Genomic DNA, 25,434 nt, shown 5'->3' on the forward strand with positions numbered 1-25,434 from the left:
AATGGCTCGGGTCATGCCCCGAAGCGGGTCTCATGGGGATTGGAGGCCTTGAATTTCGGGTTCCAGTCCCGTTCAACTCTAATTCACGGCGCATCTCCGCCAATAATTGTCAGGACAATCCTTGGACTCCGCGCGCCTGACCTGCGGCATTTATCTAAAGTTGCTGGCTCTTATTTGCTCAGGCACCATGGTGCGAGGCACTTCCGTGCCCACCGCCTATGCAGCCAGGGGGAGCGCTGGGCGGCGTATGCCCACCAGCCCCACGAAAGACATAAGGCACCACAACATGAACTTCCCCCTGACCCTGACCGTGTCCGACCGCCAGAGCATGGACAGCGAGCTCGACGCCGCCGTCGCCGCCGCCAAGGCCCATGCACTCACCGGCCAGCGCCACGGCATCCTCGTTACCCGGCACGGCGTGGACAAATTCACCGTTGCCCTCAGCGAGACGGTTCCCTTCGGCCTCACCCGGGAACACCAGGCCTGGTAGCCACCTCTTCGGCGCCAATCCAGCGCCGCTTCCCCTTTTAAGGGACGTGCTCCCGCGCCGTCCCGCGCTCTTTCGCGCCGCCGTCGTACGTGACTGCCCACGCCGTCCTGCCTGGCGTATCCGCCGTGCCCAGGTGGCAGGAATTCCTTGTCCCGGGTTTGGCCGCCGCCACGCGTGGGTACCTGCCGTTCGTCTGCACTGAAAACAGATCCGGATCAGGAGAGCGGCATGGATACCAAGGTGAGCGTGGCGGTTCTTGGAACCGGAATCATGGGAGCGGCCATGGCGCGCAACCTCCTCCGTGCCGGCCACAAAGTATCAGTGTGGAACCGGGACGCGGCCAAAACGGAACCATTGGTGGCCGAAGGGGCCCGTCCGGCAGCCAGCCCTGCCGAAGCGGTGGAGGCCGCCGACGTTGTCCTCACCATGCTGTACGACGCCGCCGCAGTGGTGCAGGTCATGCGGCAGGCTGCGCCCGGCATCCGCCCCGGCGCGGCCTGGATCCAGTCCACCACCGTGGGAGTGCAGGACGTTCCCGCTCTGGCCGCCCTGGCCACGGAGCTCGGCCTGGACCTGGTGGAGGCACCTGTCTCCGGTACCCGTGCGCCCGCCGAGGCGGGCCAGCTCCTGGTACTCGCCGCCGGCCCCGAGGGCGTGCGCGACCGCGTAGCGCCGGTCCTTGATGCCGTTGGCGCCTGCACCATCTGGACGGGCGAAGACCCTTCCCGGGGCTCGGCCGCCCGGCTCAAGCTGGTGGTTAACAGCTGGGTCATTGCCGCCTCCAATGCCGCGGGCGAGGCGGTGGCACTTGCCCAGGCGCTGGGCGTTGATCCGGAGCAGTTCCTCAGCGTGCTCGACGGCGGTCCGCTGGACCTGCCCTACCTGCGGACCAAGATGGGCCTCATCCTGGACGATGGACTGGAGCCTGCGTCCTTCGCAGTCGACACCGCCCGCAAGGATGCGCACCTCATTATCGATGCCGCCGCACAAGAGGGCCTGAAACTTGACGGAGCAGTGGCAGCCGCCGCCAGGCTGGACCGGGTGGCCGGCCAAGGCCGGGGCAAGCAGGACATGGCAGCCGCGTACCACGCGAGCCGGTAGCAGGGGGCTCCGTTCTGGGGCGCCCCTAATCTTCTGGGATAGCGCTTGCCATTGACGTGACACGCATCGCCTTCTATATTGGATGAATCGATTCAAGAGCTGCCGCTCCGGCCCCGATCCGGCTGATGCGGCAGCACGCCAGCCCTGGACACTGCCGAAACCAGCGGCTCCGGTTCCTTGCCAATGAAGACGAAGGACAAGCCCATGAGCACCACCCCAACCCGCGTGCCCCTCACCAGTCAAGGGGCTGGAACCGGCGTTCGGGACCCCAGGAAAGCCGCGATGAGCGGCTGGATCGGAAGCGCCCTCGAGTACTACGACTTCGCGCTGTACTCCCTGGCGGCAACCCTGGTTTTCCCCGCCATTTTCTTCCCGTCCGGTAACCCGACCGTAGCCATCATCGCCTCCCTGGCCACCTACGCCGTCGGCTATGTCTCCCGGCCCATCGGTGCCGTGGTGCTCGGCGCGTACGGCGACCGGCACGGCCGCAAGAAGGTGCTCGTGTTCGCGATGCTGCTCATGGGCTTCGCCACCTTCGCTGTTGGACTCCTCCCCACGTACGGGCAGGTCGGTCTCCTTGCGCCGGCCCTGCTGGTGGTCCTTCGGCTTATCCAGGGTTTCGCGGTGGCCGGTGAGCTGGGCGGTGCCAGCGCGATGATCGTGGAACATTCACCGGACGCACGGCGTGGCTTCTTCGCCAGCTTCAGCCTCCAGGGCACGCAGGTGGGCTCGATCCTGGCCACGGCGGTGCTCCTCCCGCTCGCCGCGCTCCTCCCGGCGGAGCAGTTCAGTTCGTGGGGCTGGCGCGTCCCGTTCCTGCTCAGCGCCGTCGTCATCCTGGCCGGCTACCTGATCCGCCGCCGCGTGACTGAACCCCCCGCCTATGCGCAATCCGGAACGGCCCAAGCCAAGCAACGCTTCCCGCTCGTCGAGCTCCTGCGCACCCGCCCCGGCGTCCTGGTCCGCTGCATCGCGATGACGTTCACCAACGTGATCGGCATGGCCACGCTGATCTTCGGAGTCTCCTACGCCACCCAGAAGGGCTACGGCAACGGCTTCTCCAGCAGCGAGTTCCTCTGGGTGACCCTGGTGGCCAACATCGCTGCCGTCATCACCATCCCGGTTTTCGGTGCTTTGTCCGACCGGATCGGCCGGCGGATGCTCATGGCGGCCGGCGGGGTCATTGGCGGCGTGCTGGTGACCGGGTACCTGTGGGCGATCCAGCAGGGAAGCCTGCCGCTGGTCTTCGTGTGCGTCGTGATCGTGCAGGGCATCTTCTTCCAGATGTGGAACGCCACGTTCGCCACGTTCTTCCAGGAGCAGTTCCCCATGCGGATCCGGGTGACCGGCTTTGCCGTCTCGCAGAACATCGGGCTGATGATCGCCTCATTCTTCCCGAGCATCTTCACCGCGATCGCTCCTCCCGGCTCTGCCAACGTGCCGCTCACCATCGGCCTGACCACGCTGGGGATCTGCCTGGTGTCCGCGGTGGCCACCCTGATGTCCTCGGACACGAAGGGCAAATCGCTCGAGGACCTTGAGGGGCTAAAAGCCACCTGACGCCGCACCCGCGTCACGCGGAGCAGGCTTTCGAGGAGTGCCCGACGGCGGTGTCCCGGTTTTCCGGGGCATCACCGCCATGGGTGGGCCGAAAGCGTGCCGGGCGTGACGGCGTCGTGCTCGTTGCTAGGGAAGCCGCGATGGCCGCAGGAGGCTCGCCTCCCCGGCCTGGCCCGGATCCAGCGGCACGGGACTGACCAGCACGGCAGGGCCCCGGTGCAGGAGCCCGCTGGTTAAGGCCCGGCACCGGATGCCGCCGCGGCCCCGCATGGCCGGGTGCGCCCCAGGGGCGAGCATTTCGTTCATCCATGCGCAGGGCTGGGCATGCCGGCCGCCGTGGAACCCCACACTGCCCCCGCCCGACTCCAGCGCAAAGTCCTGTCCCAGCAGCGGCGCCAGCTGCGCCCCGCGGAGCACCACGTTGCGGCGGGTCAGCAGGGGATCGAACGGCTGCGTGCCCAGCTCGGCGGCGATGGCCTCAAGCGATTCGACGGCGAACAGGGTCACCGCGGCGTCCATGTGCGCGGCCTTGCCGAAGAACCGGTCGCCCACGATGCCCTTCCCGGCCACCACCTCCGCCTGCGCAGCATCATCGGTGGGAACATCGGCGGCCCCGTCGCGGGCCCGCCCGAAGTAGGCGTGCGCGGGTGACACCAGCAAGTGCAGGATCTCGACGTCGTACCGGAAACTCTCAGCCATACCGTCAGCGTATGCCGTTCACCAATATTTGGACGCCCGGTGGAAAGATCAGACCCATGGACACCTCACCAGCCCCGGCCCCGGTTATGCCCGCCAGGCACCGGACCGTTCTGTTCTGGGCGTCGGTGGCCTGCGCCGCCGCCCTGATCCTGGTCCCCGCGTGGATGCTGGCTGGAAACCCTGCAGTCCTGGACGGCCACCCGCTGCTGCCGGGCATCCTCCTGGCCGCAGCCGCGGCGGGTGTGGCCTGGGCCGTCCTGCTGTGGCGTCGCCATGATGTTCCGCGGCCCCGCTCCCGCGTCCGGGCCGTCGGTGCCTGGCTGGCCAGGCTCGCCGTGCTGGCGCTCGCCGCCGGGCTGGCCTGGCTCAGCCCCTTCGCTTACCAGCCGGGCCAGGCAGCGGAAGCAGGCCCGACGTCGGACCTCGCCATCACCGAGTCAGCCACCGCCATCACCATGTCACCAGAGGGCAGGACCGCCACGAAAGGACTGGTCTTTTACCCGGGCGCCCGCGTGGACGCCAAGGCGTACCAGGACATCCTGGCCCCTGCCGTGGGCGCCGGGTACCGGGTGGTCATCCTGAAGGAACCGCTGGGGCTCAGCCTGCTGGACGGAAACCAGGCCCGGAGCGCCATGGCCGGCAACCCGGACATCACCACGTGGGCGGTGGGCGGCCACTCGCTGGGCGGGGTATCCGCATCGTCCTTCGCGCTGGCCAACACCGATGTCAGCGGCCTGGTCCTCTACGCTTCCTTCCCGATCGACTCGCTGCGCGGGCGGACCGGACTGTCCGTCCTCTCCATCTCCGGCAGCCAGGACGGACTCAGCACCCCTGACAAGATCCAGGCGTCCCGGGAACTCCTCCCCGTGGATGCGGAATTCGCGGCCGTCCAGGGCGGAGTGCACGCATTCTTCGGCGACTACGGGCCGCAGCCCGGCGACGGCGAACCCGGCATCAGCCGCCAGGCCGCGCAGCAGCAGATCGCCGCGGCCACCGTGTCCTTCCTCGGGCGGCTGCAGCGAGGCTAGCGGGCGGCGCGTCAGCGGCCGATGTAGGTCGCCAGGTGCTGCGCGGTGAGCGTTGCCCGGCCGGACACCAGGTCCGCCGGCGTGCCCTCGAAAACGATCGAGCCGCCGTCGTGCCCTGCGCCGGGACCGATGTCGATGATCCAGTCCGCGTGCGCCATGACCGCTTGGTGGTGCTCGATGACGATGACGGACTTCCCGGAGTCAACCAGCCGGTCCAGGAGGCCCAGCAGCTGTTCGACGTCGGCCAGGTGCAGCCCCACCGTGGGTTCGTCCAGGATGTAGATCTCGCCGGCCTCCGCCATCTGCGTGGCCAGCTTGAGGCGTTGGCGCTCGCCGCCGGACAGCGTGGTGAGCGGCTGGCCCAGGGTGATGTAGCCCAGCCCAACATCCGCCAGCCGTTCCAGGACCTTGTGTGCCGCCGGCGTTTTGGCCTCGCCCTCGGCAAAGTACGCCAGCGCCGCCTCCACGGACAGGTCCAGGACGTCGGCGATGTTCTTCCCGCCCAGGGTGTACTCCAGGACGGCGGCCTGGAACCGGCGGCCTTCACACTCCTCGCAGGTGGACTCCACCGTGGCCATGACGCCAAGTTCGGTAAAGATCACGCCGGCGCCGTTACAGGTGGGGCAGGCGCCCTCGGAGTTGGAGCTGAACAGGGCAGGCTTGACGCCGTTGGCCTTGGCGAACGCCTTTCGGATGGGTTCCAGCAGCCCGGTGTAGGTGGCCGGGTTGCTCCGCCGGGACCCCTTGATGGCGCCCTGGTCGATCACCACCACCCCGCCACGCTTCGCCAGCGAGCCGTGGATGAGGGAGCTCTTGCCGGACCCGGCCACGCCCGTCACCACGCACAGCACGCCCAGCGGCACGTCGACGTCCACGTCGCGCAGGTTGTTGGTGGAGGCGCCCCGGACCTCCAGCGCGCCGCGGGGCGCCCGGACGAAATCCTTCAGCCGGGACTTGTCACCCAGGTGCCGCCCGGTGATGGTGCCGCTGGCACGCAGCCCGTCGACGTCGCCCTCGTAGACGATCTCGCCACCGCCGGTGCCGGCGCCGGGACCGAGGTCGACGACGTGATCGGCGATCGCGATCATCTCCGGTTTGTGCTCCACCACCAGGACGGTGTTGCCTTTGTCCCGCAGTTGCAGCAGGAGCGTGTTCATCCGTTCGATGTCGTGCGGGTGCAGGCCGATGCTGGGCTCGTCGAAGACATACGTGACGTCGGTGAGGGAAGAGCCCAGGTGCCGGATCATCTTGGTCCGCTGCGCCTCGCCGCCGGACAGGGTGCCGGCCGGGCGGTCCAGCGACAGGTACCCCAGGCCGATCTCCGTGAAGGAGTCCAGCAGGTCCCGCAGCCCGGCCAGCAGCGGGCGCACTGTGGGCTCGTCCAGTCCGCGGATCCATTGCGCGAGGTCGCTGATCTGCATGGTGCACAGGTCCGCGATGTTCTTGCCGTTGATCCGCGAATCGAGGACCTCGGGCGTGAGGCGTGTGCCGCCGCAGTCCGGGCACGTGGCGAACGTGACCGCCCGCTCCACGAACCGCTTCACGTGCGGCTGCATGGCCTCCACGTCCTTGGACAGCATGGACTTCTGGATCTTGGGGATGATGCCTTCAAAGGTCAGGTTGACGCCCTCCACCTTGATCTTGGTGGGCTCGGCGTACAGCATGGTGTCCAGCTGCTTCGCAGTGAACTTCGCGATCGGTTTGTCCATGGGCAGGCCCATGCCCTCGAACAGCCGGCCGTACCAGCCGTCCATGGAGTAGCCCGGGACGGTGAGTGCGCCGTCGGCCAGGGACTTCGAATCGTCGTAGAGGGCGGTCCGGTCGATATCGCTGATGTTGCCCATGCCCTCGCACCTGGGGCACATGCCGCCCAGGTAAGTCACCTGGCGGACCACGTTTTTCTCCACCCGGCCGCCCTTTTCGGTGCTCATGATGCCGCTGGCCTTGCGGGTGGGAACGTTGAAGGAGAAGGCCGTGGGCGGCCCGACGTAGGGCTGGCCCAGGCGGCTGAACAGGATCCGCAGCATGGCGTTGGCATCCGTGGCCGTGCCCACCGTGGACCGAGGGTTGGCGCCCATCCGCTCCTGGTCCACGATGATCGCCGTCGTCAGCCCCTCCAGCCGGTCCACGTCCGGCCGGGCCAGGCTGGGCATGAAGCCTTGGACGAAGGCGCTATAGGTCTCGTTGATCATGCGCTGCGACTCGGCGGCGATGGTGGCGAACACCAGTGAGCTCTTGCCCGAGCCGGACACGCCCGTGAAGGCGGTGAGCCGCCGCTTGGGCAGCTCGAGGCTGACGTCCTTGAGGTTGTTTTCCCGCGCGCCCTGGACCCGGATGGTGTCATGCCTGTCGGCCAGATGCATCCCGGTTTGGGCGGCGTCGGTGCTGGTGTCGGTGCTCAAGGTGTCCCCCTCTATCCTGGGCGGCACTGCAGGGAGGCTGCGCTGGCAGCCTCCCCGCGGCGTCGCCCTATATACATTGCTGGTTATATGCCTAGGGCTGCTGGTTGATGCGGACAGTGTTGCCTGCCGGGTCGCGGAAGGCGCAGTCGCGGATTCCGTAGGGCTGGTCGATGGGTTCCTGGACGACGTCGGCTCCGGTCGCCTCCACCTTGGCGAACGCGGCGTCCACGTCGCGGGAGGAGAGGACGATCGTGGCGTAGGTGCCCTTGGCCATCATTTCGGCGATGGTGCGGCGTTCATCGTCCGTGATGCCGGGGTCCACCGCCGGCGGGCAAAGGACGATGGAGACGTCCTTCTGGCCCGCGGGGCCAACGGTGATCCAGCGCATGGTGCCGCGGCCCACGTCCTTGCGGATTTCGAAGCCCAAGGCGTCGCGGTAAAACGCCAGTGAGGCGTCGGGATCGGTGGCGGGAAGGAAGGTTGAGGAAATGTTGATGTCCATGGCAGTCATGCTAGTAACGGCTCAGGGGCGGGCGCTTCTCGATTCCTGACCGGTCTGGTGACCTGCTTCGCCACGCACGCGGGGATCCCCGCCGTCGAGTGCGCCGCCTCCTGCTTGTAGACGCTGGGCGGCATGCCCACGAGTTCACTGAAGCGGGTGCTGAAGGTTCCCAGCGAGGAGCAGCCGACGGCGAAGCACACGTCCGTGACGCTGAGGTCACCTATGCGCAGCAGCGCCATGGCCCGTTCAATGCGCCGGGTCATGAGGTAGCTGTAGGGGGATTCGCCGTACGCGAGCTTGAAGCGGCGACTGAAGTGGCCTGCGGACATGTGGACGTCCTTGGCGAGCGATTCGACGTCCAGCGGCTGCGCGTACTCCCGGTCCATCCGGTCCTTGACGCGGCGGAGTTGGGTGAGTTCCCGGAGGTAGGGATCGTTGGCTGGACTGCTGGTCACAGCTCCGATCGTGCTACGCCGCGGGGGTCTTGTCCACCCTTCGGGCGGCGGGCGGCCGGGCGTCAAAAGTGCCCGTGTGTGCGGGGTATGATTATGCCGCCGGCCAGCGTATGAGGTCCTCGCCCGAATAGGGCTTGAGGCAACGCAGAGCTGGATGTGCGCGGTCCTGCGGAGGACGGCACGCGGCGAAACCAAAACCTTGAATCACCGTCTTGAGCCCTGCCCGGATACTGCGCAGGCACCACCTTGGAAGGATGCCATGGAACTGCTGTGGGAAATTGCCGGCTGGGCAGGGGCGGTTGCGATACTCAGCGCGTACCTGGCAGTTTCCATGGGGTGGCTGAAGGCAGGCAAAGGGTTCCAGACGGCAAATCTGTTCGGCTCCGTTGCGTTCATCATCAACGGCACCCTGCATGGGGCATGGCCGTCGGTGGTTACGAACGTGGCCTGGTTCCTGATTTCGGCTGTTGCGCTGGTGCGGATGCGCTCGGAAAACCCCGCGCCTGTTGTTGAACCGGCGCAGGTCCAGTATCCGGGAGTTCCGGACAGCACCGGCCAGATGGCCGTGGTGGAAGCACTCACCGGCTCCCTGCCGGTGATCCCTTCGGTACATCCCGCCGGGGACGGGCCGCGGCTGGCGCTTTAACCGCCGCTGGCGGGACGTACGCGCAGGGTTCCTTCAGTTGCCGCCGGCCGTGTCGCCGTCGGCCTTCATCTCTTTGACCTCAGAGCGCAGGATCCTTACGGACTGGCCGAGGCTGCGTGCCATGGCCGGCAGTTTCGGCGCCGCGAACAGGAGCAGCGCCACAACCACAATGATGATGATGGGCCAAGGGCCATCGAACAGTCTCCCCACAGTAATTCCTTTCGTTGCCTGCTTGTCCCGGTTATTTGCCTGCGGCGCTGGTGGTGGTGCGTCCGCCGTCTGCTGTTAGGGCCACCGTCACTGGTTGGCCGCCGAGGACGCTGATGTGCGCGCTGGTGCTGGCCCCCGGTTCCAGGGTGGCGGCCAGGGGAACGGCGAACTTGGCGGGGTCCCGGCCGATGATTTTGGCCGGCTGGCCCGATGGGTTCCTGATGCTTTCAATCCGGACGTCACGCGCGGTGCCGGGGCCATTGTTGGTGACAGTCACCGCCCAGGTGGTGGTGCCGCCGGAGTACGCCTTTTGCACATCAGCCGTCAGCTGTGCCGCGGGCTGGGGGGTGCCTTCGTCGACTTCGAGGACCAGCGTGTCCCAGCCCGGTCCCTTGCCGGCGGGCGCTGGAGCGCCATGCGCGAACGTGATCCGGTTCTCGCCGGCTGCGAGCAGTGCTGCCGGGAAGGACAAAACGGCGGTCCGTGGATATCCGCTCCGGTCTGCCTGCCGGGCAATGGTGGAGTCGTTGCTGTTGGGGAGGACGCCGGTTATGGACGAGCTGTTGCCGTTTACGGCTACCGTGGGCGCGCCGCCCTGCTGCATGGCCGTTGCAACGGTGAGGTAGGCGGTTCCCTGGAAAGCACGCTCAAGCGTGAACCGCACCGTCCAGGTGCCCCTGTTGGTCTGGGCGTAGTACCAGTCCGTGGGTTCCCAACTTTCGCCGATGGTGAAGGTCAGGTCGGCCGGTATGGTGGACGGTTTTACATAGCCTCGCGGCTTGGCGTTTACGGGCGATTTGGTGGCAAGTGCATACTCTCCGGCGGTCCGGTCGGAGCGGCCCAGCTGCCAGAGGAATGTCCCGTGGCTGCCGGGGGTCCAGAGGATCTCGCCGAGGTCCTGGGTGCTGCCGGATACCACGACGCCGGGCCGGCGGTAGAGGTCGGTAACGGAGCCGTCCGCCGGCTGGATGTACAGGACGTAAGAGCCTGGTGCCGTGCTGCCGGGCTTCCAGGCCTGCGGGATACCGGGAAGGGTGAAGTTTCCGTCGGCGTCGGTTTTGACGAAATAGGTGGGCTCGGCGATGGGGAACACGCTGTCGCTGTCCTGGGTGGACAGGATCACGTGGAAGTTGGCGGCGGGGCGGCCATCCGTCAGGCGGACCCGGCCCGTGACAGTGGTGCGGCCGGCCGGTGACGGGTAGAGGGGATCGGACACCCATGGCGCGCCGCCCCGGTGCTCGTTGATCTCGGCTTCGGCGGTGCGCGCGGCCTGGGCGATCATCGCGCCGGGATCGGCGTCGTCCCCGACGGTGAAAAAGGTCAGCCAGGGCCCGTACAGCCGCCGGTATCCTGCCGGGATGGGATAGGCGGGTTCCCCGTAGTGGTTGCGGGAGAAATAGTTCAGGATGAGTGCGTCCTGGTGGATCCCCAGGTCCTGGTGCTGTGGCCCGGCTCCATAGAACGCGCACAGGGTGTCGTCCGTGATGCCGCCCAGTGGAGTGAACCAGGCACCGTAGCCGTGGCCGAAGTGCCCGAACATCGGGTTCTCGTGGTGATACAGGCTCCAGTCGTACTTGCTGTAGACCGAGTCCGCCGGCAAATTCCCGGAGTTGCTCTCCGGGCTGGGAAGGCTGGCGTTGTTGATGCCGTCCACCTTCCAGGTCTCGTCCTGCAGCCTCTGCTGGGTGGCGAGGTAGGCGTATGTTGGCTGCTGCCCCGCGCCGCGCTCCCAGTTGTAGGCATGATCGAGAATGCTGCGGTCCCACCTGGTATTCATCCGGACCTCGTTGATGGCCGTGTCGGTCACCGCGGTCATGACGTCGTAGCCATAGATACCTCGCCGGCCTGAGCGCATCACGAGGTGGTGTTCGTGGCGCAGAGGGGTGCTGGTCGTGTCGACGAAGACCACCTCAACCAAGCCGGGTTCGGCCCGCACAACGTCAACCCGCGAACACACAAGACGGGTCTTGCCACCGGAGGCGTCCACGTAGAAGGAGTGCTGTCGGTCCGGATCCCGCGGCTCGACGCCATTGAGGTTGTGTGCCAGCTCCTGGCCGCCCACCAAGATCGACGTTGCCGTAATGGACACATCGGACCAACCGGTGGGGATGCCGGCGTCGTCCCGGCCGAACGTGGCCCGCACCAGCCCGTTGTCCAGGACCAGTTCCGGGACCTCTGCCGGGAAGGCGTAACTGCCCACACTGGCCGGAGCGCCACCGATCAACACCTTGACGCCTTCGCCTGCTGCCACCGGAGGCGCCGCCGAGGCAGGGCCACCGGCCTGGCTGGCAAGGACAGCACCCAGCGCCGCCCCGCCCACCCCCTGGATGGCGTTTCTGCGGGTGATTCCCCGACCCCTGGACGGTTGCATTCCGTTGTGCTGCATAGATGGCTCCTCGTTGAGCGGACTCAGAATGGAAACGCTTTCCAGATGATTGAAACGATTTTATGAAGGGTTGGCCGCGACGTCAATGGCGCACGGCAACCGCTTCCGGACTCCGACAAGGCATCCGGAGCCCCGTCATCCTCCGTTGGGCGGGAGCCCAAGGGAATTGTGCGCTCAAGCTGCGCGGACTATTCCGGGCGCCATGGCGAGTACACGATCGTCCATATAGCTGCGGGTTTTTGCCATGGTCACCCGTCAAGACCACTTCATAGCCTTGATGGACGACCATCCGACTCAGCGAGCCGACCACGCTTGGCCAGCCCGGTGCCCTGCCGCGCCAGCGGGCGATCCTTGACGCGGGCGGCATTGCCTGCCGGAGAACCGCCTGATCCTTACCGCCAGTGAACTGAAAGACTTCTTCATGCCCTCCCCAAATACGGCCCTTGACCTCCTGACCGCCACCCACCGGCCGCACGGCAATGCCTTGCTGCGGCCGCCCATGAGCAACACCGAGGATCCGCACGGCAGATGGCGGGTCACCAACCACTACCTGGAGTGTGGCGGACGTCCGGCCATCCCGGTCTCCGGGGAAATCCACTTCAGCCGGCTGCCCCGGAACCGCTGGGAGGACAGGCTTCGCCTGATGAAGGCCGGCGGTATCACCGTGGTGGCCTGCTACGTCTTTTGGATCCACCATGGGCCGGTGGAGGGTGGGGCGCGGTTTGACGGCAACCTGGATGTTGCGGCATTCGTCCGGCTCTGTGCCTCCCTGGATCTGGACGTCGTCCTGCGCATCGGGCCATGGGCCCATGGCGAGGTCCGCAATGGCGGCTTCCCGGATTGGGTCCAGGCGGCCGGCGTCGAACACCGCACCAACGATCCCGCGTACCTGGCCATGGTGGAGCGCTGGTACAACCTCCTCGGGGCGGAGCTGCGCGGCCTGTCCGGGCCGGACGGCAACGTGATCGGCATCCAGCTGGAAAACGAGCTCTACGACCAGCCGGCCCATCTTTCCCGGTTGAAGGAGCTGGCCCGGGCGGCCGGACTCACGGCCCCCATCTGGACCGCGACAGCGTGGGGCGGGGCCGACCTGCCCGAGGCGGAGGTGCTGCCGGTCTTCGGCGGCTACGGGGACGGGTTTTGGGTGGATGCCGACGCGCCCTGGGACCCGACGTTCCGCCAGCACTACTTCTTCAGTCACCAGTGGGACGATCCCGGCATCGGCGCCGACCTCCGCGAACACCTTTCCGGAAGCGATGCCGCGCCGCGCCGGTCCACCTCAAGCCTTTATCCGCCGGCCACCTGCGAGCTGGCCGGCGGCATGGCCACCGCCTACCACCGGCGGCCATGGCCCGAGGGCAAGGACGTGGCGGCCGTTGCCAACAACAAGATCGGCAGCGGATCGGGCTGGCAGGGGTACTACATGTTCGCCGGCGGGACGAACCCTGCGGCCTGCCTGCAGGAGTCCCAGGCGACGGGCTACCCGAACGACCTCCCCGAGTTCGATTACGACTTCCACGCGCCCATCGGCGCATCCGGCAGGCTGGCTCCGAGCTTCGCGCTGCTGCGCCGGCAACATGCGTTCCTGGCCGCTTTCGGGGAGCGCCTGGCCCCGATGCCGTCCACCTTGCCGGACCGGGAGCCGTGGGGGGTCGATGACGCGGAGACCCTGCGCTGGGCGTTGCGCTCGGATGGGGAGTCAGGTTTTGTGTTCATCAGCTGGCATCAGGCGCATATACCGCTTCCTGCATATATAGGTGCGCAGTTCCGCCTGGGGCTGGCGGACGGGCCGGTGACGGTTCCCGACTCGCCCGTTGATATTCCCGCAGGCACCATCGGTGCCTGGCCGGTGAACCTGGAGGTGGCTGGCGTCCGGTTGCTCTGGGCCACCGCGTCCGCGCTGACAGTGCTCGATTCGGAGGGATCGCCGACGTTGGTCCTTGCCGCGGAAGCCGGCATCGAACCGCGGCTGTGCCTGCCGGAGGGGACGGTCTTGTCGGGCGAGGCGGCTCCGGTGGGCGGGAATGCCTACGCCGTTCCTTCTTCTTCCCTGGCTCCGGTGACGGCGACGGGTTCCGGGGGTGTCCTGAAAATCCTGGTCCTGCCTGCTTCGCTGGCGGACCAGGCGTGGGTGCTGGAGACGCCGCGAGGCCTGGAACTCGTGCTGTCCGCTGAGCCGGCGTGGGTTGATCCGCGTGGTTTGCTGGCGGGCCGCTCTTTGGGAACGCCGTCGGTCCGGAGGTATTCGAGCCGGTCCGGCCGGTTCGAGATTGTTACTGCCGACGCGGTGGTCAGGGAACCTTCCCGCCTGGACGTTACCGTGGCGCCCGTCCGCAGTGCCGCTGCGGTTCCCGCGTCCTTCGGTTCGCTGGCCGGCCGGGCTGCCGCGCCGGGCGGGGAAGCGGTGGCGGAGCTCGCCGCGGTGTACAGGCTGGACCTTCCGACGACGGAGATCGCCGCTGGCGGTGGGCCCACCGAGCTGGAGATCACCTGGGCTGGCGACGTCGCCCGGCTGCTCGTGGACGGCCGGGTAGTGGCCGACCGGTTCTGGGACGGGTCTGCGTGGGTTATCGACATCGGCGACGCCGGCATCCGACCCGGCGCGGTCGTCTTGCTTCAGGTCCTGCCGCTTTCCAAGGACGCGAAGGTGGGATTGCCCGCCGGCGCCCAGCGCCTTCGGGACGCCGCGGATGGTGATTTGCTCGCCATGGACCGGGTGCAGCTGGTGTGCTGGTCTGATTGGCGGGAAGACCTGGGATGAGCCGCCCCACCGTCATAGTATGGACGTTTCGTGACGGAGGAGGCGGAAGTGGAACGGGCGCATGGGTTCCAGGACCAGCGGCTGGTGGTCGTGCCCCGGCCGCTGGTCCTCGAAGCGCTGGGGCGTCCAATTACCCGCCGCCTGGTGGTCACCGACGCCGGCGTGTTTCCCGTCGCGGAGGACCATGGTCGCTACCGGCCGCAGGGCGCGGAGGAAACCATCGTCATCCTGTGTGTTGACGGACGGGGGTGGGTGGAAACCGCCGGTGCGCGGACCGACGTCGGCAAGGGTTCCGCCGTCGTCCTTCCTGGCGGTACCGGCGAGGCGCATGCGTACGGTGCCGCCAAGGATGATCCATGGACGATCTGGTGGTGCCACGTCCGGGGGACGGATGCGGCGGAGCTGGTTGAAGGTGCCGGTATCAGGTCCGGCCGGTGCATCGTTCCCGTGGTGTCGGTGGACCGGCTGACGGCGATGCTCGACGAGATCATCAGCGCCCTGGAAAAGGACCAGTCACCCGCCCGGCTGGTGGCCACGGCGGGGATGGCGTGGAAGCTGCTGGCCACCTTGGCCGTGGACCGCCGCGTTCCGGAGAAGGGGACGCCGCTGCAGCAGGCCATGAACTACCTGGAGGAGCGGGTGGACGGTGCCATCCGGTTGGCTGACCTGGCCGCCCTGGTGGGTGTTTCGTCGTCGCACTTGAGCAAGCTGTTTCGGGAGGCGACCGGCGGGGGAGTGCTGGCGCACCATACGGCGCTGAAGATGGCGCGGGCACGGCACCTGCTGGATACCACGGACCTGACCATCGCGCAGGTGGGCCGCAGCGTGGGGCTGCTGGACCAGTTCTATTTCTCCCGCCAGTTCCGCAGGCTGCACGGCGTCAGCCCCAGCGCATACCGGGCGGAGCGGAAGGGATAGGGCAGGTTGTCGGGGGAGATTTCTGGTGCCAGTTAGCTTCCAGCACGATGTTTTGGGTTTGGTTTCTTGGCAAATTGTCACGTTGAGAGCCAGGACCGTCGTGGCTGATTGTCCGGAAATGCCGGCAAGGACTCTATGACGACGGTTTTTCGGAGGGCTGCCTGACGTCAGGTTGGGGTGTGCTCCATCTGTACTAGTTGCCCCCTCAGGACACCTGGGCATCGGCTAAACGCCACCCCGGCCGACTTTTAATACTCATGTCCGAGAGGAGAGCATGTTGCTTGACTGTGGCAGCGCGCTCCCCTATAAACGTTGGATGCAACACCGCAGAACTAGCAAACTGCAGTTTGCGGTGAAACTTTCGCGGGCCCGTTCTATTGAGGATCTCATTCAACGCCTCTACTCGGGGATTGATGAGACCTTTGACCCGGTTGTCGTGGGCTTTGATCTACTCGATCCGGATACCCATCGCTTACTGTCCACATCAGCCCACGGCGTGAGTGAGTTCTTTCTCGCTCGATACGACAGTGTTGGCCGGGCGTCCGACCCAGTTTTGAACCACGCTATCCTCAGCGGCGATATCGCATACAACCTCGCCATGATGTCCGAAGAGGAATGGCGGGAGCTACCGGTATATCGCGAGGCTTTCTCGCTACACCGGATGACGAACCTCGTGTATGTTCCGGTCGTTGTCGCCGGCAAAGTGCTCGCCACGCTCAACCTAGGGCGCGCCGAGGGGCGGCGCCCTTTCTCACAGACGGAATTACAGGATGCGAAGGAAATCGCCGGGCTCCTGAGTTCACTGATGGAATCCCTGCAACGACAGGAGCTCCTTGAACATGAAATCGGGATTCTCCGCGATGCATTCGACCTGGGGAACGAAGCAGTCGTAATCAGCGATGTGAAGCGAGCCACCCGCTATATGAATCGTGCTGCCCAGCGCGTGCTGGAGGAACAGCAACGCGACGCCCCGTCCTTTGACGAAGCGGTCATCGAGTTCCAAAACCGTGAACATCGACAAGTCTCGGACGATGGATTGGTTTCGCGCATCGTGCCGCTCCGGAGCGGTGAAGGCATTGTTGCCTTCCTTCGCACCGGCTCACGTGCAGAAGGACCGCCGGAATGGCTTCGGCAGTCCCTGACGTCACGCGAGACGGAGGTGATGATGCTGGCGAGCAAGGGGCTACGTGACTCTGAGATAGCCCAGCATCTAAATCTCAGCGTGCACACTATCAAGGGCCACCTCCGGGAGATCTTCAAGAAAACCGGTGCACGTTCCAGAGTAGAGCTTGTTCGCATGGCCATGGCCGCCGACGTCGAATAGTTACCCCCTCTAACGAGGGGGGCGCAAACTGTAGCCGAACGGGGACTGACCATCTTTGGTCGTCCGGCTCTAATCTCATAGCGGCGGAAGGCTGTACCAGCTATCTAGGTCGAGGTATGACGAATCCCAGTCTCGGTGCGTTGGTGTATGGCAGTCCGGCGCCGCCCTGGCACCTCTGCAGGGCGGGTACCCGCAACGTACCAAGGAGCATTGGACATGAACGCCATTACCCTCGAATCTGCCCTCGCGACGTTCTCCCGTCGTTTTGAGGTATCGGCGAAGCTGACAGAGCGTGGGAAGGAAGTTATCCCCGGCGGCTACAGCCGCAACTCCTTTAATTTCGGCCCGCACGCGATCTATGTCGAGAGCGGAGACGGTGCTTACATCTCTACAGTCGAAGGGCACCGGCTCCTGGACCTGAACAACAACTTCACGGTGAATGTGCTCGGGCACAACCACCCGGCGGTGCAGAGAACCTTGCGTGAGTCCCTCGAAACGGGGGTTTCGTTTGGTAACCCCGTGGCTTTGGAGACGGAACTTGCGCAGCTGCTTGTCGATCGGATGCCCTCCATTGAACGTGTGCAATTCTCCTGCTCCGCATCCGAATCCTGCATGTCTGCGGTCCGGGTGGCGCGTGCCTTCACGGGCCGCACGAAGATCGCGAAGTTCGAAGGCGGATACCACGGTTTTACTGATCCGCTTCAGGTCTCGTGGCACCCCGACCACGATGGAGACTGCGGTCCCGATGACGCCCCAAAGGCCATCCCCGACAGCGGAGGCATCCCTGCGGAGGACGTGGCCAATGTGGTCGTGTTAACCCAGAACGATCGCGAGGGGACGGAGCGAATCCTGCGAGCTCATGCAAGTGAGATCGCCTGCGTTATCCTCGAGCTCGAAAGTGCTTCCGGCGGCGTTGTTACCCTTGAGCAGAACTATGTCGAGAGCCTTCGTGAACTGACCTCGGAGCTGGGTATTGTCCTGATCTTCGATGAGACCGTAACCCTTCGCGCCGGCTATCACGGGATGCAGGGGGACTACGGGGTGGCACCCGACCTCACGGTAATGGGCAAAATCATCGGTGGAGGCTTCCCACTCGGTGCAGTAGGCGGCTCTGCCGAGATCATGAGCGTCCTGGAGTCAGGGCTTGTCTCCATCTCCGGCACTCACCACGGCCATAAGATCGCCTTGGCCGCCGGTATTTCCACGATGAGAGAGCTCACCCCCGGGGCTTTCGACCGACTCAATGGAATGGCCACGCGCGTGATGGAGGAGCTCAACGACTGGAGCGACCAGCGCGGCAGCAGCTTCGCCGTGTACGGCAAGGGCATCTCCCACCTCGCTTATGGATTCATGCGTGAACCTGGCTTGAGCATTCGAACTCATCGCGACTACTGGCGGAACTTCGACGGTACAGGAACACAAATTTGCTCGCTGGAACTTGCTAATCGTGGCTTCTTCCCGGTTGCTCGTGGCGACTTCTCGCTGTCTCTGCCGATGACCGACGATGACATCACTGCCTTCATCGAAACCACCAAGGAGATTGTCAGCGGTATTGAAGGCTGACAGGCAGAAGATACAGGAAATCCTTGGGCTGAGCGAAGGGCAACTGCCAGTGATTCAGGTGCCGCCATTGGACTTAGCAGCCGGTATCCATACGGGTGCTCATGCTCCAGCAAGTGGTTGGTGGCGACCTATAGACGATCCGACAACCTTCCGTTGAATCCAGCAAGGTGACCTGATACCGGGTGTTGACGGAAAGCAAGCACTATGGGTGTTGGACTACGCGCTATCGCCTTCCAGGCGCGTACGCACCAAAGAAAGAACGGCGTCACATGAAAAGCCGGCAGAGCGTCCGTCAGCGTAAACGGTCAGCGACTCGGTTGGGGAGACGTCACCCCTTCCGTGCAGTGCCGCCTGGAAAGTGTCAGTTCTCTTGACGGCTGTCCTAAGACACAGGTCGAAGCAGACTATTACTATTCCGTGGAAGGAGCCATATCACACTTGGTTGGTTCCTTGAAGCCCCCTCAGAACCGGCAAAGCTAATCCGAGGCTATGACGAGCAAGTGCGGCAAGCCCACAAGACAATCGGTAAAGCTTGGCGCAGGAGTCAACTGGATGCCCATCCCAGCGCACTCATAACCTCAACGTGCAGTCTGCCTTTCGACATTGGCGTGTATTCCTCCGCAGACAAGCAGACGGCTTCCGAATCGCTCAACCCTTCTTAGAGCCTTGAGGAGTGTCATTTGGTGCTGTCATCGTCATTCCCTGCCAATGCCTATTTCTGCATGCGTTCAGGACCGACCCGTCGGTGACGAGTCGCGTGTGGGTATCTCTGAATTGGGAGGAACCGAAGAGCTCTGGGACTTCGTTCTTCTAACAGGGGCCACGATCAGAGCCTCCCCAGGCGTTAGTGAGCAATGTCCGCTTTCTTGGGCTCAAGGGACCTGGAGCCCAAACTACCTCGGTTTGCACTTCATTGTGTAAGAGGTTCGGTTTCGGCCACATGCTGCACTTTTTCCCGCTCGGCGCGCTGGCTGGTGCCTGATGCCGCTGCAGGCCAGCAGGCCCAAATGCTTCCGGAGCACCTCCCATCAGGATCGAGCACCGCTGTGCGTGCCCACTACCTCGCCTGTCCGGTTCGGTTTCGTTCCACAAGCGCGGACAGTTCGCTGAACGGGATGTTCGTACTTGAGACGGCGCAGAGATGCACGCGCGCTGGGGAGGGTCTGGTCGGGATACCGGGCCGCTTCGCCAGCTGGTCATGACACCGGAGCCGAAGTTTCCTATCACCGCGTCCAGCCGTTAGGAAGGCGACGCAGAACGGCCTGCCGTCGCCGCTCATCAGGTCCACGCTGCAGGATTCCCGGGGCGGTTGCACCAGGACATGAAATAGGCGGACGGGCTGCCGTCATGCCGTGCGCGAGGCCCGGTTTGTGACAGGTATATATGGGTCAACCATGGTGCCAGGGGGATGATAAAGACCGCCGGCTCCGATGAACCGGCGGTCTTATTGCCTTCACACTGACCCGGAGAGGAGTCGGTGCCGGCTACTCGATGTGTACGGTGGCGGGCGATGCCATGCTGGATTTGTCGCGGAAGAACCACGCCAGGAGGATGGTGGCCAGCACCGCGATGGCGGTGGACACCATGGCCAGTGACGGTGCCAATGGCACCAAAGCGAAAACGACAATAGCCGAGACGACCAGGGCGATGACCGTGGTCCGGGGTTGCCTCATGGACACGATGGCCTGCACCAGCACCGCGCCGATAACCGCGGGCAGCACATAGAGCCGGGTGACGAGAAGGATTGAAGGGGGGATAACGCTGATCAGCCAACTGCCCAGCAGTCCCACGAAGACCGCCAGGGAAACCAGGTGCACAGTTGCGGCTCCGCAGATGGCCGCGACGGCGGCCAGCTCCGCGCGCTTGGTACCCGGTTTTGCGCCGATGTTAGTTTGGGTGATCAGTGCCGCAGGCAGGAGCTTGTTGGAGATGTTGCCGATCATGAACGCTTGATACATCGCTGCAGGGCCGAGGATCGGGTAATACGTGAGAGGTTCAACGACCCACATGATGCCGAACGTTGCCGCTACCGCCGCGAAAGCGATCCAGAGTTGTGCGGGGGCGATGTCCAGGCCACTGGCAAAAACCAGGTACAGGGGACCCGCCACGGAGATCAGCAGGCCCGCGATCATGGTGGCCTGGCCCCAGCGGGAGGTGGTCCGGCCGAAGTCCGCCATGGCGGTGTTGGCGGAGTTTGTTTCAGTTGTGGTGGTGGAGGTCATGGGTGTTCCTTTGCGGGGTGGGCAGGTCAGATGCCGATGGCAGGGCCAGCGGCCAGGTAGGCGGCGATAAGCGCAACAACGATGGAAAAGCCGAGTCCCCACTCGCGGAGCCAGCCCTTCCCCAGTTTGTGGGCCAGCAGCAGGCAGAGTCCCATGACCGCCGCAGAGACGATGAACGACAATACGTGGATGCCCGATTTGGGCAGCTCAGTGAGTCCCAGACAGGCGAAGGCGCCGATCAGGGCGGCGGCCGGGACGATGGCCATCGCCAGGGGGTTCACGGAGCGGACCTTGGCATCGCCCCTTCGGAGCAGAGGGGTCAGAATCAGTGTTGCCAGCATCCACATCGCGCCCCCGATGCTCATCGCGAAAAAAGCGACAGCAAAGACGCTTTGGGTATAGCTGGCGTCACCTAACTTGGCTCCCATGGAGCCCGCGGCGATGCCGGCAGCGGCCACGTCATATGCTGCTGACCCGATGAGACCGATCCTGGACAGCACGGCCGGAGCGCCGAACAGGCCCAGGAGCGCAATCGCCACGAGGGACACGGCCAGTGATGGGCCGATGGCCGAGACAGCCCCGGAACGGAACGACGTCTTGATGTCCTTCGGACTCATGTCCACAGCCGGGGCCGCGCGTCGGGCGGCACGCATGAAAATGACGGACTGGATGATGATGACGCCGAAGACACCGGCGACGCAGATCCAGAGGACTGGGTTGTTAGCCACGCTGAGGATGTCCGTAGGTCCGGTACCTGCCAGTGGTTGATGCATGAAAACCTCCGGTTGAAAGCCGCTGCGGCTGGCCGACGTCTTTGTCCGGCCTGTCCTGCAGTCGGGCGAGTGCTGTCCCCGACTAACCGAATCGGTCGACGGGTTACAAATAGGCTCCACTATGAGACGGATCACAGGCAATACCTGACGGAATCAGCCAGCGTTTTGGCCGAATCCATCAAAGTGCAACATTCGGTCGAACACCCTTCCACGTCTCGCGTGTGACCCGACACACTTCTTGGCAGGGAAATAACTAGTAAGAGGAGCACCACCATGTCCGGCACGATTAGCGAACTGTCCGCCGTCGAACTCACAGCGGCAATCCGCAACAGGACCATCTCGGCGCGCGAGGCCCTGGTGGAGCACCTTGACCGCATAGCCGCAGTCAACCCGGTGATCAACGCCGTAGTCACCCTCGACCCCGAGGGTGCGCATGCGTGCGCCGCTGCGGCCGATAAGCTCACGGCTTCAGGGGCGGAACTGCCACCCCTGCACGGGCTGCCCATGACGCACAAGGACACCAACAACACGGCCGGCATGCGCACCACACAGGGCTCGCTGGTCCTGCGGGACTTTGTTCCGGAAGCTGACGACCTGATCGTCGCCAGGCTCAAGGCTGCCGGGGTTGTTACCACGGGAAAATCCAACGTCCCCGAATTTGGTGCCGGATCCCATACCTTCAACGAGCTCTTCGGGACCACCACCAACCCTTATGCACCGACAATGAGCGCGGGCGGCAGCAGCGGGGGAGTGGCTGCCGTCGTCGCGGCCCGCATCCAAAGCATCGGCGACGGCAGCGACATGGGCGGTTCGCTGCGCATTCCCGCGTCGTTCTGCAACGTGGTGGGTTTCCGGCCGTCGACGGCGGTCATCCCCGTCCCCTCGGACCTCAACGCATACGCGTGGCTTGGCAGGACGGGCCCGATGGCCCGAAGTGTGGAGGACATTGCGCTGTTCATGTCCGTCACTGCCGGCAAGGACCCCCGCGTGCCGTACCCGCAGGTCCTGGAGCCGGACGTCTTTCGGGCCAGCCTGGAGACGGACATGCGCGGTGTGCGGATCGGCTGGTCCCACGATTTCGGCATCGGAGTGCCGGTGGAGCCGGAAATCGTCGAACACCTGGAACGCCAGCTTGCCGTGTTCGAAAACCTGGGCGCGATCGTCGAGGAAGCCACCCCCGACTTCCGCGAAGCAGACCAGGTCTTCGGCAACACCCGTGCCTTGGACTTCGCCGCCGGCCTCGGGACCATCGTGGAACGGTCCGGCCACCTCATCAAACCTGAGGTGCGCTGGAACGTGGGGAAGGGGCAGGCACTGACGGCCCAGGATGTCATCGACACCACGGCCGCGCGGACCCGTCTGGAGTTCAGCGTCCAGGAGTTCTTTGGCCGCTACGATCTCTTCGCCAGCCCCTGCGCCCAGGTTCTCCCGTTTGATGCCTCGCTGCGGTATCCGGCGGAGGTTGCCGGCGTGCCGTCCACGACCTATCTGGACTGGATGCGCTCTGCCTGCCTGCTCTCCGCCACCGGGCTCCCAGTGGTAAGCGTGCCGGCGGGTTTCACTTCCGCCGGGCTACCCGTCGGGCTGCAACTGGCGGGCAACCACTTCACGGACATGCAGCTGTTGCGCTGGGGCCGCGCCTTCGAGCAGCAGACCGGGTATGCCGCCATTGCGCCCGTCCTGGCAGACACAGACCTTAAGACACCCGCGTAATGCGCCCGCCGCGCTTCCGCGCGTCCAGCAGCAGCGACACGTCCACACTGGAGGCGTACTGAGCCCAGTCCGAGCCGGTGATGAAGTGGTACAGGGCGGCCATGTCGCTTACCGTGACGTCAGCGACAATCTGGTAGTCACCCGCGATAGCCGCCGCGTAGCGGACCATGGGAAGTTCGGCCAAGGCCATGCCCAGTCGCTCAAGATGCCGCGGGGTGGCCCGGATCCACAGCAGCGCTTCAACGTTCAGTCCAAAGACAGCAGGCTCGACGACGGCCCGCAGCTGGACCTGGTTGTTACCCAGGAGCCATTCACTGCGGCGCCGGGCCGTAGCCTCGGAAACTCCCACCCTGCGCCCCAGCGCTTCGTAGCTCATCCGGCCGTCCGCGCACAGCGCCTCGGCTAGTTCCGTGTCCTGACGGTTCAGCGTGTGCCGGGCTTCAAGAACCCCCGAGTCCGGTGTGAGGCTGGAGCGAAGCGCCTCGACGCGGTCCGTACCGAGGACCTGTGGGCGCCAGCCGCGAATGGTGCGGAAATAGCGGAGGACGGGATAGCTAGTGGAATCCCGCAATCCAATCGTGGACGGAAGCTCTTCGGACAGGACGTCGCCCATCCGCCCGGGCTCCGTGAAGATTTCTGCCAGGCAGTCACCCGTGCCCGTGGTGGTGTAAACAAACGTAGTGTCGTCGCGCTGGGCAAGTGCCTTTGCCGCTGCCCGTACGGTCCCGGGAGCGCAGCGCATTTCGATCAACACGGCCGCCGGCTGCGGCCTGACTCCGACCACGGCAACGACGCCGGACTCCAGCAACTGGGAGCCGCGGCGTGCGACCGTACGTTCGGCTTCCCCCAGCACGGCAGCCATCTTGCGCCACGGGCACCGCGGGTCCAGCTGGAGGGCAGCAGCAATTTGCCGCTCCAATACGTCCAACACCATGCGAGCTCCGTCCGTTGCCTCCGCCTAATTCCATCACGGCGTATGCCCGCCGGGTCACCACGCTCTGCCGGCTCCTGTTCAGGTGCAGCCTTGCTCGCCATTCTCCAGCAGTACGTCGATCTGCCCCTGCTCTTCCACGACGGCAGGGGCGATCTGTGTGATGGCAGGCAAGGCCGTCAGTGGCGGCGGGTACTCCCGAGGGAAAGGAAGCACGGTTACGGCTGGTTCACGGCGCCATCAATGGGGCACAAACGAGGTCGGTTACCCAGTTAGCTGCGTATGATAGCGCATGTTATTCGGCTGGGGTGGCTGTCTTTTGCAGCTTCTTGGCGGTCCGGTCGGGGCGAATAAGTGCCAGCCCGAGCAGACCAGCGGCGAGAAGAAGTAGTCCGGCAATCAGGAAGGATTGATTCACTCCGGTCACCATACGGCTGACCATTTCTGCGGTCTGTACCGTTCCCGCGGGGGCTGTCCGGTACCCGGCATTTTCCATGAGCCAACCAACCAGGACGGGCGAGACAATTGCACCAGTGGATCCGGCCGCACCCAGGACGCTCATGACGATAGGCCGCTGCTTCATGCCGACAATGTAGGCGACCATCGCTGCTCCCATGGGATAAATGATGCTGCAGCCGGCGGCAATGGTCAGGAGTACGATTGCCAGCACTCCCGAGGTTTGGGTTGCAAGCACAAAACCTAGTCCGCCGGTCACGAGCGCCGCACTGTAGGGCGCGCTCATCGCTTGACGGATGCTCTTTTCCTTTTTCATGAGCTGCCGGCTGATGACTCCCAAAACCAGCAGGACTGTGGCACCGAAAAGCCAGGGGAAGACCGTAACGATGCCGACCTGCTCGGTCGTGAGGTTTGCTGATACTTTCAGGTACTGCGGCAGCCATGTTGTCAGGAAACCCATGGTCCAGAAGTTGGTGAATACGCCGAAAGCGGTGATGAGGAAGGTTCCGCTAAAAAGTGCTTTGAATATGGGCACTTGGGTTTGCGTGTCGAACCAGGAGTATGTGTTGCTTTCCGGCGCATCAGTGCTTTTTGCGTTTGCGTTTTCGGTCAGAGAAGCGTTGCGGGCATTGGGCGCGTATGGTCCGTCTTTACCCAGGACCAGCCAGGCTACCAGCCACAGCAGACCGAGGATCCCCAGAATGCCAAAAGCCCAGCGCCATCCCCAGGCGGCGATAACAAACCCCAGCAAGGGGGCGGCGATTACCGGCCCGAGAGTTGACCCGATGGCGACAAGGTTTGAAGGCAGGGCGCGCCGGGATGCCGGGAACCAGGAGTGAACAGCTGCCAGGGACGTCGGAGTGGCAGGCCCCTCCGCACCTCCCAAGATGATGCGGGTGACGAGAAGCGCTGCGGCGCCTCCGCCAAACAGCAATGGAAATTGCATCAATGCCCACGTCAGTCCAAGGACGAACAGGATCCACTTGACGGAGAATTTGCTGGCAAGGACACCTGTTACGACGGCTATGACCGCGTACAGGAAGTAGAAGGAGCTTCCGATAAAGCCAAACTGGGTAGTCGTCATCCCAAGTTCAGCTATTGCTGAGGGGGCTACAAGTCCGAGTACCGCCCGGTCCGCAAATGCAATAATTTGGAGGACTACCAGCATGCCGGTGATAGTCCACGCTCTCCGGTTCATTTTTCCATTCCGGAGCGCATAAGCCAGGGAGCTGGGGTCTTCTTGTCCAGTCGTAGTTTGTGCCATGGCCAGGCCTTTCTGTAACCGTGCAAAGCT

The 25,434-nt window shown here is 64.8% G+C and carries 19 protein-coding genes and 1 pseudogene; 10 read left to right on the forward strand and 10 right to left on the reverse strand.

Features of this window, described 5'->3' with window-relative positions; all coding sequences use genetic code 11:
* The first annotated feature begins 286 nt into the window (after positions 1–286).
* From AB4Y79_RS05115 to AB4Y79_RS05125, 3 genes are all read left to right on the forward strand, one after another.
* Positions 287–490 (forward strand): hypothetical protein, encoded by a 204-nt coding sequence (locus AB4Y79_RS05115; RefSeq protein WP_441859366.1) that lies wholly within the window; start codon positions 287–289, stop codon positions 488–490.
* Between the two features lie 228 nt (positions 491–718).
* On the forward strand, positions 719–1,591 hold the full coding sequence (locus AB4Y79_RS05120; protein ID WP_441859369.1) for an NAD(P)-dependent oxidoreductase: 873 nt from the start codon (positions 719–721) through the stop codon (positions 1,589–1,591).
* Positions 1,592–1,795: 204 nt separating this feature from the next.
* Positions 1,796–3,151, forward strand: a complete 1,356-nt coding sequence (locus tag AB4Y79_RS05125; protein ID WP_441859372.1) for an MFS transporter — start codon at positions 1,796–1,798, stop codon at positions 3,149–3,151.
* A gap of 126 nt (positions 3,152–3,277) precedes the next feature.
* Here AB4Y79_RS05125 and AB4Y79_RS05130 read toward each other — a convergent pair whose 3' ends face one another.
* Positions 3,278–3,850: an MOSC domain-containing protein gene (locus tag AB4Y79_RS05130; protein WP_441859375.1), complete on the reverse strand. Its 573-nt coding sequence runs from the start codon at positions 3,848–3,850 to the stop codon at positions 3,278–3,280.
* A gap of 56 nt (positions 3,851–3,906) precedes the next feature.
* Here AB4Y79_RS05130 and AB4Y79_RS05135 point away from each other — a divergent pair, with 56 nt between their 5' ends.
* The gene (locus tag AB4Y79_RS05135) at positions 3,907–4,878 is read left to right on the forward strand and encodes an alpha/beta hydrolase (protein WP_441859378.1); all 972 of its coding nucleotides are present in this window, start codon (positions 3,907–3,909) and stop codon (positions 4,876–4,878) included.
* Between the two features lie 11 nt (positions 4,879–4,889).
* On the opposite strand, the gene AB4Y79_RS05140 is transcribed toward AB4Y79_RS05135, so the two are convergent.
* The 3 genes from AB4Y79_RS05140 to AB4Y79_RS05150 form a co-directional block, all read right to left on the reverse strand.
* The gene (locus AB4Y79_RS05140) at positions 4,890–7,280 is read right to left on the reverse strand and encodes an ATP-binding cassette domain-containing protein (protein WP_441859381.1); all 2,391 of its coding nucleotides are present in this window, start codon (positions 7,278–7,280) and stop codon (positions 4,890–4,892) included.
* Between the two features lie 91 nt (positions 7,281–7,371).
* Complete coding sequence (locus tag AB4Y79_RS05145) at positions 7,372–7,791, reverse strand: VOC family protein (RefSeq protein WP_441859384.1); 420 nt, start codon at positions 7,789–7,791, stop codon at positions 7,372–7,374.
* Complete coding sequence (locus tag AB4Y79_RS05150; RefSeq protein WP_308929162.1) at positions 7,788–8,237, reverse strand: helix-turn-helix transcriptional regulator; 450 nt, start codon at positions 8,235–8,237, stop codon at positions 7,788–7,790. The genes AB4Y79_RS05145 and AB4Y79_RS05150 overlap by 4 nt, the downstream gene beginning before the upstream one ends.
* 259 nt (positions 8,238–8,496) lie before the next feature.
* Between AB4Y79_RS05150 and AB4Y79_RS05155 the strand changes: the two genes are divergently transcribed.
* Positions 8,497–8,883 (forward strand): CBU_0592 family membrane protein, encoded by a 387-nt coding sequence (locus AB4Y79_RS05155; protein WP_441859387.1) that lies wholly within the window; start codon positions 8,497–8,499, stop codon positions 8,881–8,883.
* 48 nt (positions 8,884–8,931) lie between these two features.
* Here the strand turns inward: AB4Y79_RS05155 and AB4Y79_RS05160 are convergent.
* Positions 8,932–9,093, reverse strand: a pseudogene (locus AB4Y79_RS05160) (Sec-independent protein translocase subunit TatA); the annotation flags it as partial.
* A gap of 31 nt (positions 9,094–9,124) precedes the next feature.
* Positions 9,125–11,479, reverse strand: a complete 2,355-nt coding sequence (locus AB4Y79_RS05165; RefSeq protein ID WP_441859390.1) for a polysaccharide lyase family protein — start codon at positions 11,477–11,479, stop codon at positions 9,125–9,127.
* Between the two features lie 421 nt (positions 11,480–11,900).
* Between AB4Y79_RS05165 and AB4Y79_RS05170 the strand changes: the two genes are divergently transcribed.
* From AB4Y79_RS05170 to AB4Y79_RS05185, 4 genes are all read left to right on the forward strand, one after another.
* Positions 11,901–14,240, forward strand: coding sequence for a beta-galactosidase (locus AB4Y79_RS05170; protein WP_441859393.1), 2,340 nt, complete (start codon positions 11,901–11,903; stop codon positions 14,238–14,240).
* 30 nt (positions 14,241–14,270) lie between these two features.
* A complete protein-coding gene (locus AB4Y79_RS05175) occupies positions 14,271–15,158 on the forward strand; it encodes an AraC family transcriptional regulator (RefSeq protein WP_441859396.1) in 888 nt (295 codons plus the stop codon).
* 316 nt (positions 15,159–15,474) lie between these two features.
* Positions 15,475–16,482 carry a LuxR C-terminal-related transcriptional regulator gene (locus AB4Y79_RS05180; protein ID WP_441859399.1) on the forward strand — a complete coding sequence of 336 codons (1,008 nt, stop codon included), beginning with the start codon at positions 15,475–15,477 and terminating at the stop codon, positions 16,480–16,482.
* A gap of 216 nt (positions 16,483–16,698) precedes the next feature.
* Entirely contained in the window at positions 16,699–18,045 is a 1,347-nt protein-coding gene (locus AB4Y79_RS05185) for an aspartate aminotransferase family protein (RefSeq protein WP_441859402.1), read from the forward strand.
* 1,484 nt (positions 18,046–19,529) lie between these two features.
* Here the strand turns inward: AB4Y79_RS05185 and AB4Y79_RS05190 are convergent.
* Together AB4Y79_RS05190 and AB4Y79_RS05195 are read right to left on the reverse strand one after the other, a co-directional pair.
* Positions 19,530–20,267: a hypothetical protein gene (locus tag AB4Y79_RS05190; RefSeq protein WP_441859405.1), complete on the reverse strand. Its 738-nt coding sequence runs from the start codon at positions 20,265–20,267 to the stop codon at positions 19,530–19,532.
* A 26-nt stretch (positions 20,268–20,293) separates the two neighbouring features.
* A complete protein-coding gene (locus AB4Y79_RS05195; protein WP_441859408.1) occupies positions 20,294–21,040 on the reverse strand; it encodes a DUF5058 family protein in 747 nt (248 codons plus the stop codon).
* A 273-nt stretch (positions 21,041–21,313) separates the two neighbouring features.
* On the opposite strand from AB4Y79_RS05195, the gene AB4Y79_RS05200 reads away from it, so the two are divergent.
* Positions 21,314–22,753: an amidase gene (locus AB4Y79_RS05200; RefSeq protein WP_441859410.1), complete on the forward strand. Its 1,440-nt coding sequence runs from the start codon at positions 21,314–21,316 to the stop codon at positions 22,751–22,753.
* Here AB4Y79_RS05200 and AB4Y79_RS05205 read toward each other — a convergent pair.
* Together AB4Y79_RS05205 and AB4Y79_RS05210 are read right to left on the reverse strand one after the other, a co-directional pair.
* Complete coding sequence (locus tag AB4Y79_RS05205) at positions 22,737–23,687, reverse strand: Lrp/AsnC family transcriptional regulator (protein WP_441859412.1); 951 nt, start codon at positions 23,685–23,687, stop codon at positions 22,737–22,739. The genes AB4Y79_RS05200 and AB4Y79_RS05205 overlap by 17 nt on opposite strands.
* A gap of 292 nt (positions 23,688–23,979) precedes the next feature.
* Positions 23,980–25,404 (reverse strand): MFS transporter, encoded by a 1,425-nt coding sequence (locus tag AB4Y79_RS05210; protein ID WP_441859414.1) that lies wholly within the window; start codon positions 25,402–25,404, stop codon positions 23,980–23,982.
* Positions 25,405–25,434: the final 30 nt, after the last annotated feature.

Origin of the sequence: Pseudarthrobacter sp. YAF2 (assembly GCF_052113345.1) — a bacterium.
GTDB lineage: Bacteria > Actinomycetota > Actinomycetes > Actinomycetales > Micrococcaceae > Arthrobacter.